Source organism: Companilactobacillus sp. (assembly GCF_022484265.1).
GTDB lineage: Bacteria > Bacillota > Bacilli > Lactobacillales > Lactobacillaceae > Companilactobacillus.
On the sequence record NZ_JAKVLR010000001.1, the window covers coordinates 133,892 to 146,623 of the forward strand.

Consider the following 12,732-nt stretch of genomic DNA (forward strand, 5'->3'; position numbering starts at 1 on the left):
ATAGTACAAGTGATGTCACAGTGGCTCAGTTGGATAGAGCAACGGTCTTCTAAACCGTAGGTCGTGAGTTCGAATCTCACCTGTGACATTTTTTCTTTACAGTGAAAAAGAGAGCCAGATTTGTTATTCAAATCTGGCTCTCTTTTTTTAATTTATATTTAGTGAATTGGTTATTTTATTAATCGATTTGGTGGAACTTATTTTGTTAAGTTTACGATTATTATCTTGGAATGGTTGATAGAGGTAGTATCCATCAGCGTTCTTAAATAAATTCGTGTAATTTCCAGAACCGACATAATCAGAATAGTTACTATTAAGCGATTGAATATTATCCTGGGTAAAATACAATGCGAATGAAACTTTGTTTGAAGTCTTTCCAGAATTAGTTTCGTAAGGATCACTGCCGTAGAAGATAATTCCGTTTTTTGCCAAATCATAGCTTCCTAAAGACTGCATCTCGTCAGTAAGTTGGCTAAATGAGTTTGATGCACTATTGTTTGACGAAACGTCGACATTATTGACCTTCACCATTAAAATGTTTGAGTTCTTTGCGATCGAAATCGTGTCGATGGTCGAGGCGTTGTTGTCTGAGAATTTGTGGTTAGCGTATTTTTGAATCTGCGCAGTGGTAGCATTTGGACCGGGTGCTTGTGGGGTAGCATTTTTGTTATTGGAAGCAACCCAAACAATTATTGCCACGATTATAACAATTGCCACGATGAGAATCATCAATGCGGTTCTGATTGCCATTCTTTTGTTGATGCTTTTTTGAGCTTGTACTTGAGTTTTATCCCATTTAGGGAGATTCTTATCATTTTCATTTTTCATGATGAAACCTCATTTCACAAAATTGATAGTGGGTAACGTTGTTTATAAGTTTGATTTGTAATGATATCAACATACGTCAATTCAATATCGAGCGTTGATAGTTGTTTGTCAGGAATTGATAGTTTGGCCGTTTGTCCGGGAACAAATGTAAAATCGTTTAGGCTATCAAAATATTTTGATTCTGGTTCTAAAAAAATATTTAAAATTTTTGCTGCTGAATCGCCATTATTCTTGATCAACAGGGTGTTGTTCTTTTTCTTGAGCACTAAGTAAGGACGATGCGATCGTTTTTGAAAGTTTCTCATTTTAAATAATGGGATGGCAATCAAGATAACACCACAGACGATACCGATTGCAATTATGAATAGAAAAATTTGTTCTAAAATAAGCAAATGTATCCCTCCATTGAAAAATAATTATTATTGATTATATTTTACAACTTGATTTGTAAATTTATCACTTTAAATGAAAATAATCACATATTCTAAGTGAAATGGAGTCAGTTTTGTTACATTTCCAAATAAAAAAAGCGTAAATCTATTGATTTACGCTTTCAGGAAAATGACTCAATTCAGTTCTACGAGACTTAATAATCTTCTCAAGTTCGTCCAAGTCTTCAAGAGTAGACTTCTTTCTGATGAAGCTTCTTGCAGATGATCTCATCGCAATGTAGTTTGCTCGTTTGCGGTTTTTTCGATGCCACTTTTCATTGGCTCTTTTTTGTGCTTCTGTTAGTACCATAATTACTCCCCTAAAACTTACTAATGAAAAGATTATAAACGGTTATTAGGTGTGAAAGCAAGGAATTATAAAAATAATTATGCAAAATGCGCAAAAATATTGAAATTTACAAAAAAATTGGCAAATCATTTGAGTTAAAATGCCAAAATTTGTTAATTATTTCGAATTATTAATTTAAATTTAATGATTTGTTGTTGCATTGTGCAAAAATTAATTTTAATATATATCTTGAAATGTGTATAATATAAAAGTTGCAGTATATTCTAGGGATTTACGAGGTGGGATACTTGAAAAGAAAGTATTCGTTTGTGTTTACGATTGCGTTTATCATGGTTGACTTGGTCTTTGCTGTATTAGCGCAGACAGGTCGGATCAGTGACTTTGTTGGCATTATCGCGGGGATTATATTAATTGTTTCTCTGTACGTCATAACTAGGTTATTTGCTCGAATCAACACTCAACGAGGACGATTTGCTTTATCGCTTCTGAGTGCGGTGTTCATCTTTTTAACCGTTGTACCACTTGCAGCAACTTCGATCGCTGCATAATTTAGAAATTAAATATGGATTAAGACATGCGTTTTGCCTTAATCCTTTTTTTATACCGTCGTATACTAACTTTATAGATTGTTTGTAGGGGAGCATAAATGAAAAAACGCACATTAAGAACTATTATTTTAAGCATCATTTTTATAATATTGAGTATTTTATACACTTGGTTATTTGCTCCGCATGGATACATTCGCCTGATGGATAGTTACGACATGTTATTCCACTTAAATCGAGTTTCGAGTTTAGGCAATATCTTTGTGTCTCCCGTTAATTTTGATTATTGGGGACACGTCGGCAATATGACTAGTATTTTTTATCCATGGCTGACAATGCTTCCGGGATTTTTGATCTTTCAACTCTCCGGAAATCCAGTCACAGGATATTTGATTTTTTTAACAATGATCACATTTTTAACATTTGTCAGTTCGTACTACTTCATGAAAAAGTTTTCTGACAATACATTGCAGTCATTTCTCTTCTCAGTAATTTATACATTGGCATTCTTTAGGATGGCCAGCGTATTTTATCGAGCAGGGTTAGCTGAATATACTTGTTATATATTTATTCCAATGCTTTTTTACGAGCTATATCAGCTCCTTAAGGGGCATTTTTCAAGTTGGCCTTGGTTTGCGTTAAGTTTTGCATTGATCGTATTGACACATCCATTGACTGCCTTTACGACAGTTATAATTATGATTCCTATCGTAGTTTTGGCATTGTTTTCGAAGGTGTCTCATCACTGGAAATATTGGGGATTTTTGATTTTGTCGGGATTAGCAGCCATAGTTTCTGTAGTTATTGTTACCGCTGGATTTACCATTCCAATGATCCAACAACAGAAATATATTTCAGTCAATCGACCGGCACTCTTAGATCTTGCATCTACTGCTAAGGTACCCAGTCAATTATTCTCCAATGCATTAGGAACGGATCTTAGAAACTATTCTTTTGGTTCGATCATGATTTTAGGATTGATTCTGTTGGTTTTCTTTGTCTGGAAAGATAAGCTCAAGTATCGAATCATTGGGTTTGAAATGTTGTTTGCCTTGTTATTATCGACAAATTTGATACCGTGGAATCAGTTACAGCACACATTTTTTAATTATCTGCAATTTCCATGGCGCTTTTTAAATCTGTTTACGTTCTTTGCCGCCATCTACATTAGTTATGGCTTGACTAAATTGGTTGATAAGCATTCATCATTGCTGAAATTATTGATGATGATAATTGTCTTAGTTGGGTGCTCTACACAGGCGTATATCAGTGGAGACCAATTAAATCATCAAATAACTTTGGCTAAGCCTTTATCTAAGATAACAACCAAAGACGCTCAAAAAAATGTTCAGAACTATCAACAGACCGATTATTACCCACAGAGAAGTCTGAAGTATCAAGATGAGTTAAAAGGTCATGTATCAGTGGTTGATGGCAAGAGGACCAACTTGCATGGATCATGGAATAGCAACAAATATTCTGTTAGTTACTACAACCAAAAGCCGGAGACAATTGATTTACCAATTCTGGTTTATAAGGGTCTTAACTTAAAAATCAATAACGAAACGGCACACTATCAAATTTCAAAACGCGGTACAGTCGAATTCAAGACCAAACCTGGTCAAAACCAAATTGATGTAGCTTACAGTTATTCTTCTGTCGCCAAAGCAGCATTGATCGTTAGTGCAACTGGTATGATTGCGTTGATTTGGTTAGGAATCAACAACGGACGGATCCTGTATCGAACTAGGCCTAAAGAACAGGATTCGAAATAACTTAAAAGTATTGAAATCTAAGCAAATATTTGATACTATTTACAAGTTGCAATCACTATTGCATCTACAACCGCTCAAAATTAGGTTTAAGCGCAAGCACCTAATTGGCGAGTCTTAGAAGGGAGTGTACTTATATGTACGCAGTAATCAAAACAGGTGGTAAGCAATATAAGGTTGAAGAAAAAGACTCAATCTTTATTGAAAAACTTGACGTTAAAGAAGGAGACACAGTTACATTTGACGATGTAATTCTTGTTTCTGACGGAGACAGTGTTAAAGTAGGAGACCCAGTAGTTAAGGGAGCCTCAGTTACAGGTAAAGTTGAAAAACAAGGTAAGGACAAGAAAGTTGTTACTTACAAATACAAACCTAAGAAGCACTCACATACAAAGACTGGTCACCGCCAACCATATACTAAAGTAACTATTGATTCTATCAAGGGTTAATAATTATGATTAGGGCAAGTTTTCATCGGAATGACGATGCTTTGATTGATTCTTTCTTGATACTAGGACACGCTGATTCAGGGCCTTATGGTCAAGACTTAGTCTGTGCTGCAGTGTCAGCTGTGACAATCGGGACCATCAACAATCTGGAGAAGCTTACAAAGATCCAACCTCAAGTTGTATTAGATGAGGTCAATGGTGGCCATCTCGGCTGCCGAATACCTGATCAAGTGTCTCACGACACTGCATTATTACTCGAGAACCTATTTGAAATATTGAAAGATATTGAAGGTAGCTATCCTGATAATATTCAGGTAAAGTCACAAGAAAATACAATTGAATTCTAATTAGGAGGTAAACTTCATGCTTAAAATGAATTTACAATTTTTCTCTCACCATAAAGGTGGAGGTTCAACAACTAACGGCCGTAACTCAGCTGGACGTAGATTAGGTGCAAAGCGTGCCGATGGTCAAGCTATTACTGCTGGTGCTATCATTTATAGACAACGTGGAACAAAGATTCACCCTGGTTCAAACGTTGGTCGTGGTGGCGACGATACATTGTTCGCTCTTAAAGATGGCGTTGTTAAGTTCGAAAGACTTGGCAAAGACAAGAAGAAAGTTTCAGTATACTAAGATATACCGTAAAAGAGGACAATGTCCTCTTTTTTTTATATAAACAAACTACATATTATTGCCATAAAGCTATTAGTATTGGTAAAATAAAGGGAACGTTGTAATTTAACCATAAATATTGAGGAGATAAATATGTCAATTTCAGTAAACGAATTTAAAAACGGTTTGACAATTGAAGTTAAAGACGGCATTTGGCGTGTTATTGAGTTCCAACACGTTAAGCCAGGAAAAGGTAGTGCCTTTGTTCGTTCAAAACTTAAGAACTTGCGTACAGGTGCTGTTCAAGAAATGACTTTTAGATCAACAGCTAAAGTTGAAAAAGCCAACATCGAAAACAAGAAAATGCAATATCTTTATGCCGAAGGTGAAAACTATGTCTTCATGGATATGACGACATATGAACAATTGTCACTTTCAGGTGACCAAATTCAAGATCAATTGAAGTACTTGAAAGAAAACATGGAAGTTAACGTTGTTATGTACGGTGGCGAAACACTTGGTGTGGATCTTCCTAACACAGTTGACCTTAAAGTTGCTGAAACAGAAGCTGGTATCAAAGGTGATACACAATCAGGTGGTTCAAAACCTGCAACTATGGAAACTGGTCTTGTTGTTCAAGTTCCATTTTTCGTTAACGAAGGCGACATGTTAACAATCAACACTCAAGATGGTACTTACATTTCACGTGCAAATTAATTTATAGTTATTGGAGATAAAGTTTATGGCTGATCAAAAATACGTAACATTACAAGATGATGGCAGAGTCAAAGGCAATGTTGAGATCTCTCATCAAGTCATAGAAATTTTACTTGGTATTGCAACTAGCCAAGTTGATGGTGTCTATGAAATGCGCGGTACAATATCTAACCGTATCAATTCACTATTTGGTAGAATGAATCATGGAAAAGGTGTTGACGTCGTCTTTAAAGATGATAAAGTTACTGCTGATGTTTTTGTATATCTGGAATATGGTGTTTCGATTCCAAAAGTATCATTGGAAATCCAAAAATCAGCTATTGAACAGCTTAAATTCATGACCGATATTGATATTTCACAAATTAACGTGCATGTTGTAGGCTTGATTGCCAAAAAGGCTAATGGAGACATTGAACAAGTTACAACAGACAAAAAGGAATAATACCATTGAGTATAAACAGACATGAAATCAGAGAACTTGCAGTACAATCACTATTTTCTATCGATACGACCAAAGCAGATGCTGAGACTGCAATCAGATCAACGCTTGAATTATCAGATATGAGCGATGTTGAAGTCCCAGATTATCTTACTTTTTTAGTATCAGGAACTCTTGAAAAAGAGAGTGAATTAGACGAACAAATTTCTAAGAAATTAAAAAACAAATGGACGATAGCTCGTTTGTCTCGTATTGACCGTGCAATACTTCGCATGGGATTATTTGAAATGCAAAATAGCTTAGAAGTTCCAAAAAAAGTAGCGATTGATGAAGCAATTGAGCTTGCCGGAGATTTTGGCGACAAGGATTCAAAAGCATTTGTCAATGGTATCTTATCTAACTTTGTTGAAGGGTAGGCTGGTACAATGTACCAGCCTTTTTGGGTAAAAAACATGATTAAATTAGATGGTAAAAAGGTCGCCGCAGCACAGGATGAGAAAATGGCTCAACGTGTGGCTGATCTTAAAGATAAAGGCGTAACTCCTGGCATTGCTGTTATTTTGGTAGGTGATAACAGTGCTAGTGCGGTATACGTTCGCAATAAGCAACGTCGTGCTGAGAAATTAGGAATGAACTCTCAATTGATTCACTTCCAAGCAGACGTCACTGAAAAAGAATTACTAGAGAAAATTGACGAACTAAACCATGATCCAGAGATCGATGGCTTTTTAGTACAATTGCCATTGCCAGACCATATTGATGAAGATCGAGTAATCAACGCAATCGATTCAAAAAAAGACGTTGACGGATTCGCTCCTGAAAATGTTGGGCATTTATGGATCGGTGAGCCTCAAACTAAACCAGCAACAGCAGCTGGTATCTTAATGATGCTGGATTATTATGATGTTGATCTTGATGGTAAAAATGTGGTAATTATTGGACGGAGCAATATTGTAGGGAAACCTGTTGCAGCTATGATGTTAGATAAAAATGCTACGGTCACAGTAGCCCATTCTCATACTAAGAATTTGAAAGAATTGGCTAAGACTGCAGATGTTTTAGTAGTAGCAATTGGTCGTGCAAAAATGATCAACAAAGATTACGTCAAAGATGGTGCAGTAGTTATCGATGTCGGTATGGACCGCGATGAAAACGGTAAGTTGTGTGGAGACGTCGATTTTGACGATGTTGAAAGCACTGCTTCTATGATGACACCAGTTCCTGGTGGCGTTGGTCCGATGACAATCACAGCCTTAATGGATCAAGTTATTGAAATTGCAGAGAAGAGAGCAAATGGATAATACAGAACAATATTTGACGGTTACAGCTTTAACACAATACATTAAAAGAAAATTTGACGTGGACCCATATTTGGGCCACGTTTATTTGACTGGTGAGATTTCTAATTTTAGGATGCGTCCAAATGCACACCAGTATTTTACTTTGAAGGATGATAAAGCTAAAATTTCCGCAATAATGTTCAAGGGTGCTTTCAATAAAATCAAGTTCCGACCAGAAGAGGGTATGAAGGTTCGTGTCCGCGGAAGAGTTGGATTATATGAACCTAGTGGTTCTTATCAAATTTACATAGACTCAATGGAACCTGATGGATTAGGCGCTTTGTATTTAGCTTTTGAGCAATTAAAGGCTAAATTAGCTAAAATGGGCGTCTTCAATTTACCTAAAAAACCGATTCCAATGTTTCCTAAAAAAATTGCAATTGTCACTTCTGAATCTGGTGCCGTAATTCATGATATTATGACAACAGTTCAACGTCGATATCCAATCGTTCAGCTGGTTTTATTTCCAGCGGTGGTTCAAGGAGATGCTGCAGCAGCGACGATTGTTGAGCGGCTAAAGCAGATCAACGAGATCGGAGATTTCGATACGATAATCATCGGACGTGGCGGTGGTTCAATCGAAGATTTGTGGCCGTTCAACGAAGAAATCGTGGCTGAAGCAATCGTTCAGAGCAAGATTCCTGTAATTTCATCTGTTGGACACGAAACTGATACGACTATTGCTGATATGGTTGCCGATCAACGTGCGGCAACGCCAACGGCGGCGGCAGAATTAGCCACGCCAGTCTTGAGGGATGTTTTACAACATATCCAAGATTTGAATTCTCGGCTTTATGTTGCACAAAACAATTTATTGAGTAATTATCGTAAACAAGTGCAGAAGTATTCACAGAACGTTTTTTTACATCATCCTGAGCGAATCTATCAAGTTTATTTACAAAATGTTGATATGCTCGAAAATCGTATGCAGCAAGCTGTTAGTCGTCAACTGAACAAGCACAAAGAAGAACTGTGGAATTATGAGAATCAACTGGTTCGATTGTCTCCACAAGGTCAGATAAACTTGGATAAGAATTACGTTTCTAATTACGTTCAAAGAATGAACATGACCATCACGTCAATGATCAACAATAAACGTAACTATTTTAGTAAACAGGCAGCAGCTTTAGATTCCTTGAGTCCTCTGAAGACTTTGAGTCGTGGCTATGCAATTGCGACCGATGATCAAGGAAAGGTCTTAAAGAAGGCCAGCGACTATCAAAAAGATCAGTCGATCAACTTAAGAGTTGTTGATGGAACAATTACAGCAGTAACAAAAGATATTAGTGAGGAAAACAATGGCTGAAAAGAAAAAAACTTTTGAGGAAAATTTAGCAGATTTAGAAACTATCGTTACAGATCTTGAAGCAGGTAATGTTCCGCTTGAAGAAGCGATGGAAAAGTTCAAGGCAGGGGTCACTTTAAGTAAAAGCTTAGAGAAGACTTTGTCGGACGCTGAACAAACTGTAACGAAAATCATGTCTAAAGATGGCAACGAAACTACCATGAATGACGATGATAGTAAGGACAATGAATAATATTGGATATCAAAAATTTTCAAGATTTTCATAAACAATTACTCCCACAATTTGATCAGTTTTTGACTGATAAGTTGACTCAAGAGGTCAAACAACCATTAATGCTGGAATCAATGCTTTATTCCTTAAATTCTGGTGGTAAAAGAGTTCGTCCTATGTTGATGCTGGCAACAGCATATTCTTCAGGTGTCAAATTTGAAGATCTGCCAAAGTATTTTGATGTAGCGGGTTCGATCGAACTGATCCACACATACTCATTGATTCATGACGATTTGCCAGAGATGGATAATGATGATTACCGTCGAGGAAAACTAACTTCTCACAAGAAATTTGGAACAGGCCCAGCTGTCCTTGCTGGAGATGGATTGTTAACTCAGGCATTTTACTGGATCGCTAAGTCTAGCTTGGATACTAGTAAGCGGATGGCGGCTGTTCGTATCTTGGCACACAATGCTGGTCCAATGGGGATGGTTGCTGGTCAAATGACTGACATCACTAAGGACGATAAACAGTTAAATATTGATGAGTTGACTCAACTCCACAAGCAAAAAACTGCAGATCTGATTTCTGCAGCAATTACGATCGGAGCTTCTTCTGCTGATCACAAATTATCAAAAGAATTGGTTGAATATGCTGAAAAAGTTGGTTTGGCATTTCAACTCAAAGATGACCTTGATGATGCAGATGACGGTGAAGATGTCGACAAAAATACTTTTCCAAATTTAATTGGAAAACATGCAACTGAAGAAAAATTGCATAATTTAGTTAAGGACGCATTAAATGCAGTTTTGAAGGAAGAGAAATTTGATAAAAACTTACTCGTAAGTTTCTTAGATTATTTCAAGAAGTAGGAGAAAAAATTGGCAAAAAAACGTGTTGATGTTCTCTTGGTAGAACAAAATCTATTTGAATCGCGTGAACGAGCAAAACGATCAGTCATGGCTGGCGAAGTTTATAATCAGGATAACTTGCGCTTTGATAAACCGGGTGAGAAAGTAGACCCTGATACGGTTTTTCACGTCGTTGAAGGTGCACATAGCAAATATGTTAGTCGTGGTGGGTATAAGCTTGAAAAAGCCGTCAAATCCTTTGATATCGACTTACAGGACAAAATTTGCTTAGATATTGGTTCATCAACTGGTGGATTCACTGATGTTGCACTGCAAAATGGTGCTAAGTTAGTTTATGCGTTAGACGTTGGATATAACCAGCTAGCATGGAAACTTCGTAGCGATGAACGTGTGGATGTAATGGAACGTGTCAATTTTCGTTACAGTAAGCCGGAAGACTTTCACGATGGATTGCCTCAATTTGCGATGACAGATGTCTCGTTTATTTCTCTCGAACTGATTTTGCCACCAATGTTCAATATTATTTTGCCCGGCTCTGAGGCCGTTTGTTTGATCAAGCCTCAATTTGAAGCTGGTCCAGAAAATGTTGGTAAGCATGGAATTGTCCGAGATCATAAAGTTCATCAAATGGTTTTGGAAAAGATTTTAAATTTTGCGGCAGCAACAGGCTTTATCGTGGAAGGATTAGATTTTTCACCTATCAAAGGTGGAGAAGGAAACATTGAGTTTTTGATGCATATTCAAAAACCAATTGACCTGAATCAAACTGGTTCGATCAACGGCGACGTGTCAATTCCTGATACAATGGACGCTGCTTATGCAAATCTGAATAAATAGCAGGTGATTTTTTGTTAAAGAAACTCATTATTAATAATTTTGCTATTATTAGTCAATTACAATTAGATTTTAAAAATGGGATGACTGCCTTGACTGGTGAAACTGGTGCTGGTAAGTCAATCATCATTGATGCGTTAGGTCTTTTAGTCGGCAGTCGTTCGTCAGTCGACTTTGTTCGGACGGGTCAAAATAGTTTAACAGTGCAGGGATTATTTGAGGTTTCCAAAAATAGCCCTGTTTTTGCTATCCTGGATGGTTATGGAATCAAACATGAGGACAACATTCTGATCATCAAACGTGAAATCAATCGTAAAGGACGTAACGTTTGTCGGTTAAATAATGAATTGGTCAAAACTAACGTGCTCAAAGAGGTTGGTCGCTATCTGGTAGAGATTCATGGTCAAAATCAATCCCAAGAATTGTTAGATGAAGACAACCACATTGGTATCTTGGATCGATATGCCAATCCATCATTTGAGGACTTGATCGTGCAGTATCAAGAACAATTTCAAATCCTTCAGGAAAAGAAGAGTCGATTGAGGGCGATTCAAAAGGATTCGCAAAATATTGCTCAAAGAATCGATATGCTGAAATTTCAAATTGACGATATTGACAGTGCCCAACTGCAAGCGGGGGAAGATGATTCACTTGAAGAAGAGAAAAATCATTTAGCTAATTTTGAAAAAATCAGTACCGCCTTACAAACTAGCTATGAGATTTTGTCAGAGAATAATACTGGTGCAGTAGATGCTTTAGGAAACGTGCGTCAACAACTTGAAGATATCAAAGAATATGACCCTGAATATCAAGAATTATATGAGTCGATCGATGGAGCATATTATCAAATTCAAGATGACATGGCGACAATTTCCGAACAGATCGATGGTTTAGATTTTGATGAGAATCGTTTGGATAACATTCAGAAACGATTGATCGTGTTGGATAATTTAAAAAAGAAGTACGGTCCATCATTAGATGAAGTCATTCAATTTGGTAAAGATGCTCATGCTGAATTGTCCAAAATCGATATGGATGACAATTCTGAAGAACAATTGATCAAAGTAATTGCCAAACAACAAGACAAGGTCTTTAAGATCGCCGAAAAAATTTCCAAAGCTCGTCATCAAACTGCCAAGACTTTGGTCAAGTCGATCAACCATGAACTCAAAGATCTCTACATGAAAAATGCTAAATTTGATGTAGATTTCACGGTTCTATCTGCTGATAACATGACTGACATGGGAATAGATCAAGTTAGATTTATGCTCAAAACCAACGTCGGTGAAGATTACAAGCCCTTTGTAAAAGTTGCCTCTGGTGGTGAATTATCACGTGTTATCTTAGCGTTTGAATCGATCATTGCTGAGAAGATGAATGTCGAAACGATCGTATTCGATGAAATTGACACTGGTGTCAGTGGCCGGGTTGCACAATCGATTGGTGATAAAATCTATCGAGTGGCTCAGTCGCTACAGGTATTATGTATCACTCATCTGCCACAAGTAGCAGCAATGAGTGATCAGCAGCTTCAAATACAAAAAAAGACTGCCAACAACAAAACTGAAACTGAAGTTTCATTGTTGAACAGTCATGAAAGAATTGAAGCAATTTCTTTGATGTTAGCTGGGACAAAGATCACCGATCTAACGAGAGACCACGCAAAAGAATTATTGGAATTAGCCCAAGGCGAACAAGAGAAGCTAGATTGATGCTAAATTAATTGATTTGAGTTCATCAATCTCAAAAATTTTGTAGAAACCAGAAGTGATCTTCATTATATATTTATTGGGAGTAACGGACTTGATTAACTTGCCTTGAAACTGCTCTTCGTTTAACATAGTTACTACAACTAAATATTTATTTTGAAGGCTTTGCTGAGCTAGAAGGTCTAGTTGATTAGTAGGCATTTGCATTAGTTTTGTGGGATTGTTGTCTCCAAAATTAATATCAAAAGTGCGATCGATAAAGTCGGTTGTGGTTTTGATCAGATTTTTGGCGAATTGGTTATTAGTTATACGAGTTTGACGTTGCATTTGTATTCCCCCGAACATTTGTTTGTA

General features: G+C 36.9%; 18 protein-coding genes, 1 tRNA gene and 1 other annotated feature. Of the genes, 15 read left to right on the forward strand and 4 right to left on the reverse strand.

Going from position 1 to position 12,732, the window contains the following annotated elements; all coding sequences use genetic code 11:
- The first annotated feature begins 14 nt into the window (after positions 1-14).
- Positions 15-88 (forward strand) — tRNA-Arg (locus LKF16_RS00655).
- Positions 89-147: 59 nt separating this feature from the next.
- Here LKF16_RS00655 and LKF16_RS00660 read toward each other — a convergent pair.
- The 3 genes from LKF16_RS00660 to LKF16_RS00670 form a co-directional block, all read right to left on the reverse strand.
- Positions 148-828, reverse strand: a complete 681-nt coding sequence (locus LKF16_RS00660; RefSeq protein WP_291471958.1) for a hypothetical protein — start codon at positions 826-828, stop codon at positions 148-150.
- A gap of 14 nt (positions 829-842) precedes the next feature.
- The gene (locus LKF16_RS00665) at positions 843-1,220 is read right to left on the reverse strand and encodes a hypothetical protein (protein ID WP_291471960.1); all 378 of its coding nucleotides are present in this window, start codon (positions 1,218-1,220) and stop codon (positions 843-845) included.
- A 145-nt stretch (positions 1,221-1,365) separates the two neighbouring features.
- On the reverse strand, positions 1,366-1,569 hold the full coding sequence (locus LKF16_RS00670; protein WP_291471962.1) for a hypothetical protein: 204 nt from the start codon (positions 1,567-1,569) through the stop codon (positions 1,366-1,368).
- A 287-nt stretch (positions 1,570-1,856) separates the two neighbouring features.
- On the opposite strand from LKF16_RS00670, the gene LKF16_RS00675 reads away from it, so the two are divergent.
- The 14 genes from LKF16_RS00675 (at position 1,857) to recN (ending at position 12,381) form a co-directional block, all read left to right on the forward strand.
- Entirely contained in the window at positions 1,857-2,117 is a 261-nt protein-coding gene (locus tag LKF16_RS00675; RefSeq protein ID WP_291471964.1) for a hypothetical protein, read from the forward strand.
- Positions 2,118-2,215: 98 nt separating this feature from the next.
- Complete coding sequence (locus tag LKF16_RS00680; protein ID WP_291471966.1) at positions 2,216-3,889, forward strand: DUF6541 family protein; 1,674 nt, start codon at positions 2,216-2,218, stop codon at positions 3,887-3,889.
- Between the two features lie 58 nt (positions 3,890-3,947).
- Positions 3,948-4,014: a sequence feature (ribosomal protein L21 leader region), on the forward strand.
- A gap of 9 nt (positions 4,015-4,023) precedes the next feature.
- A complete protein-coding gene (rplU, locus tag LKF16_RS00685) occupies positions 4,024-4,335 on the forward strand; it encodes a 50S ribosomal protein L21 (RefSeq protein ID WP_291471968.1) in 312 nt (103 codons plus the stop codon).
- A 5-nt stretch (positions 4,336-4,340) separates the two neighbouring features.
- Positions 4,341-4,682, forward strand: coding sequence for a ribosomal-processing cysteine protease Prp (locus LKF16_RS00690; protein ID WP_291471970.1), 342 nt, complete (start codon positions 4,341-4,343; stop codon positions 4,680-4,682).
- 16 nt (positions 4,683-4,698) lie between these two features.
- The gene (gene rpmA, locus LKF16_RS00695; RefSeq protein WP_291471971.1) at positions 4,699-4,971 is read left to right on the forward strand and encodes a 50S ribosomal protein L27; all 273 of its coding nucleotides are present in this window, start codon (positions 4,699-4,701) and stop codon (positions 4,969-4,971) included.
- A gap of 132 nt (positions 4,972-5,103) precedes the next feature.
- Positions 5,104-5,667 (forward strand): elongation factor P, encoded by a 564-nt coding sequence (gene efp / locus LKF16_RS00700; RefSeq protein ID WP_291471973.1) that lies wholly within the window; start codon positions 5,104-5,106, stop codon positions 5,665-5,667.
- A 25-nt stretch (positions 5,668-5,692) separates the two neighbouring features.
- Positions 5,693-6,109 (forward strand): Asp23/Gls24 family envelope stress response protein, encoded by a 417-nt coding sequence (locus LKF16_RS00705; RefSeq protein WP_291471975.1) that lies wholly within the window; start codon positions 5,693-5,695, stop codon positions 6,107-6,109.
- 5 nt (positions 6,110-6,114) lie between these two features.
- Entirely contained in the window at positions 6,115-6,522 is a 408-nt protein-coding gene (nusB, locus tag LKF16_RS00710) for a transcription antitermination factor NusB (protein WP_291471977.1), read from the forward strand.
- A gap of 36 nt (positions 6,523-6,558) precedes the next feature.
- Positions 6,559-7,407, forward strand: a complete 849-nt coding sequence (gene folD / locus LKF16_RS00715) for a bifunctional methylenetetrahydrofolate dehydrogenase/methenyltetrahydrofolate cyclohydrolase FolD (protein WP_291471979.1) — start codon at positions 6,559-6,561, stop codon at positions 7,405-7,407.
- Positions 7,400-8,752, forward strand: coding sequence for an exodeoxyribonuclease VII large subunit (gene xseA, locus LKF16_RS00720; RefSeq protein ID WP_291471981.1), 1,353 nt, complete (start codon positions 7,400-7,402; stop codon positions 8,750-8,752). The genes folD and xseA overlap by 8 nt, the downstream gene beginning before the upstream one ends.
- A complete protein-coding gene (locus tag LKF16_RS00725) occupies positions 8,745-8,984 on the forward strand; it encodes an exodeoxyribonuclease VII small subunit (protein ID WP_291471982.1) in 240 nt (79 codons plus the stop codon). Before xseA ends, LKF16_RS00725 begins: the two co-directional genes overlap by 8 nt.
- A gap of 2 nt (positions 8,985-8,986) precedes the next feature.
- Positions 8,987-9,835 (forward strand): polyprenyl synthetase family protein, encoded by an 849-nt coding sequence (locus LKF16_RS00730; protein ID WP_291471983.1) that lies wholly within the window; start codon positions 8,987-8,989, stop codon positions 9,833-9,835.
- Between the two features lie 9 nt (positions 9,836-9,844).
- The gene (locus LKF16_RS00735; RefSeq protein ID WP_291471985.1) at positions 9,845-10,672 is read left to right on the forward strand and encodes a TlyA family RNA methyltransferase; all 828 of its coding nucleotides are present in this window, start codon (positions 9,845-9,847) and stop codon (positions 10,670-10,672) included.
- Positions 10,673-10,683: 11 nt separating this feature from the next.
- On the forward strand, positions 10,684-12,381 hold the full coding sequence (gene recN, locus LKF16_RS00740; RefSeq protein WP_291471986.1) for a DNA repair protein RecN: 1,698 nt from the start codon (positions 10,684-10,686) through the stop codon (positions 12,379-12,381).
- Here the strand turns inward: recN and LKF16_RS00745 are convergent.
- Positions 12,373-12,705 carry a hypothetical protein gene (locus tag LKF16_RS00745; RefSeq protein WP_291471987.1) on the reverse strand — a complete coding sequence of 111 codons (333 nt, stop codon included), beginning with the start codon at positions 12,703-12,705 and terminating at the stop codon, positions 12,373-12,375. The genes recN and LKF16_RS00745 overlap by 9 nt on opposite strands.
- Positions 12,706-12,732 lie beyond the last annotated feature (27 nt).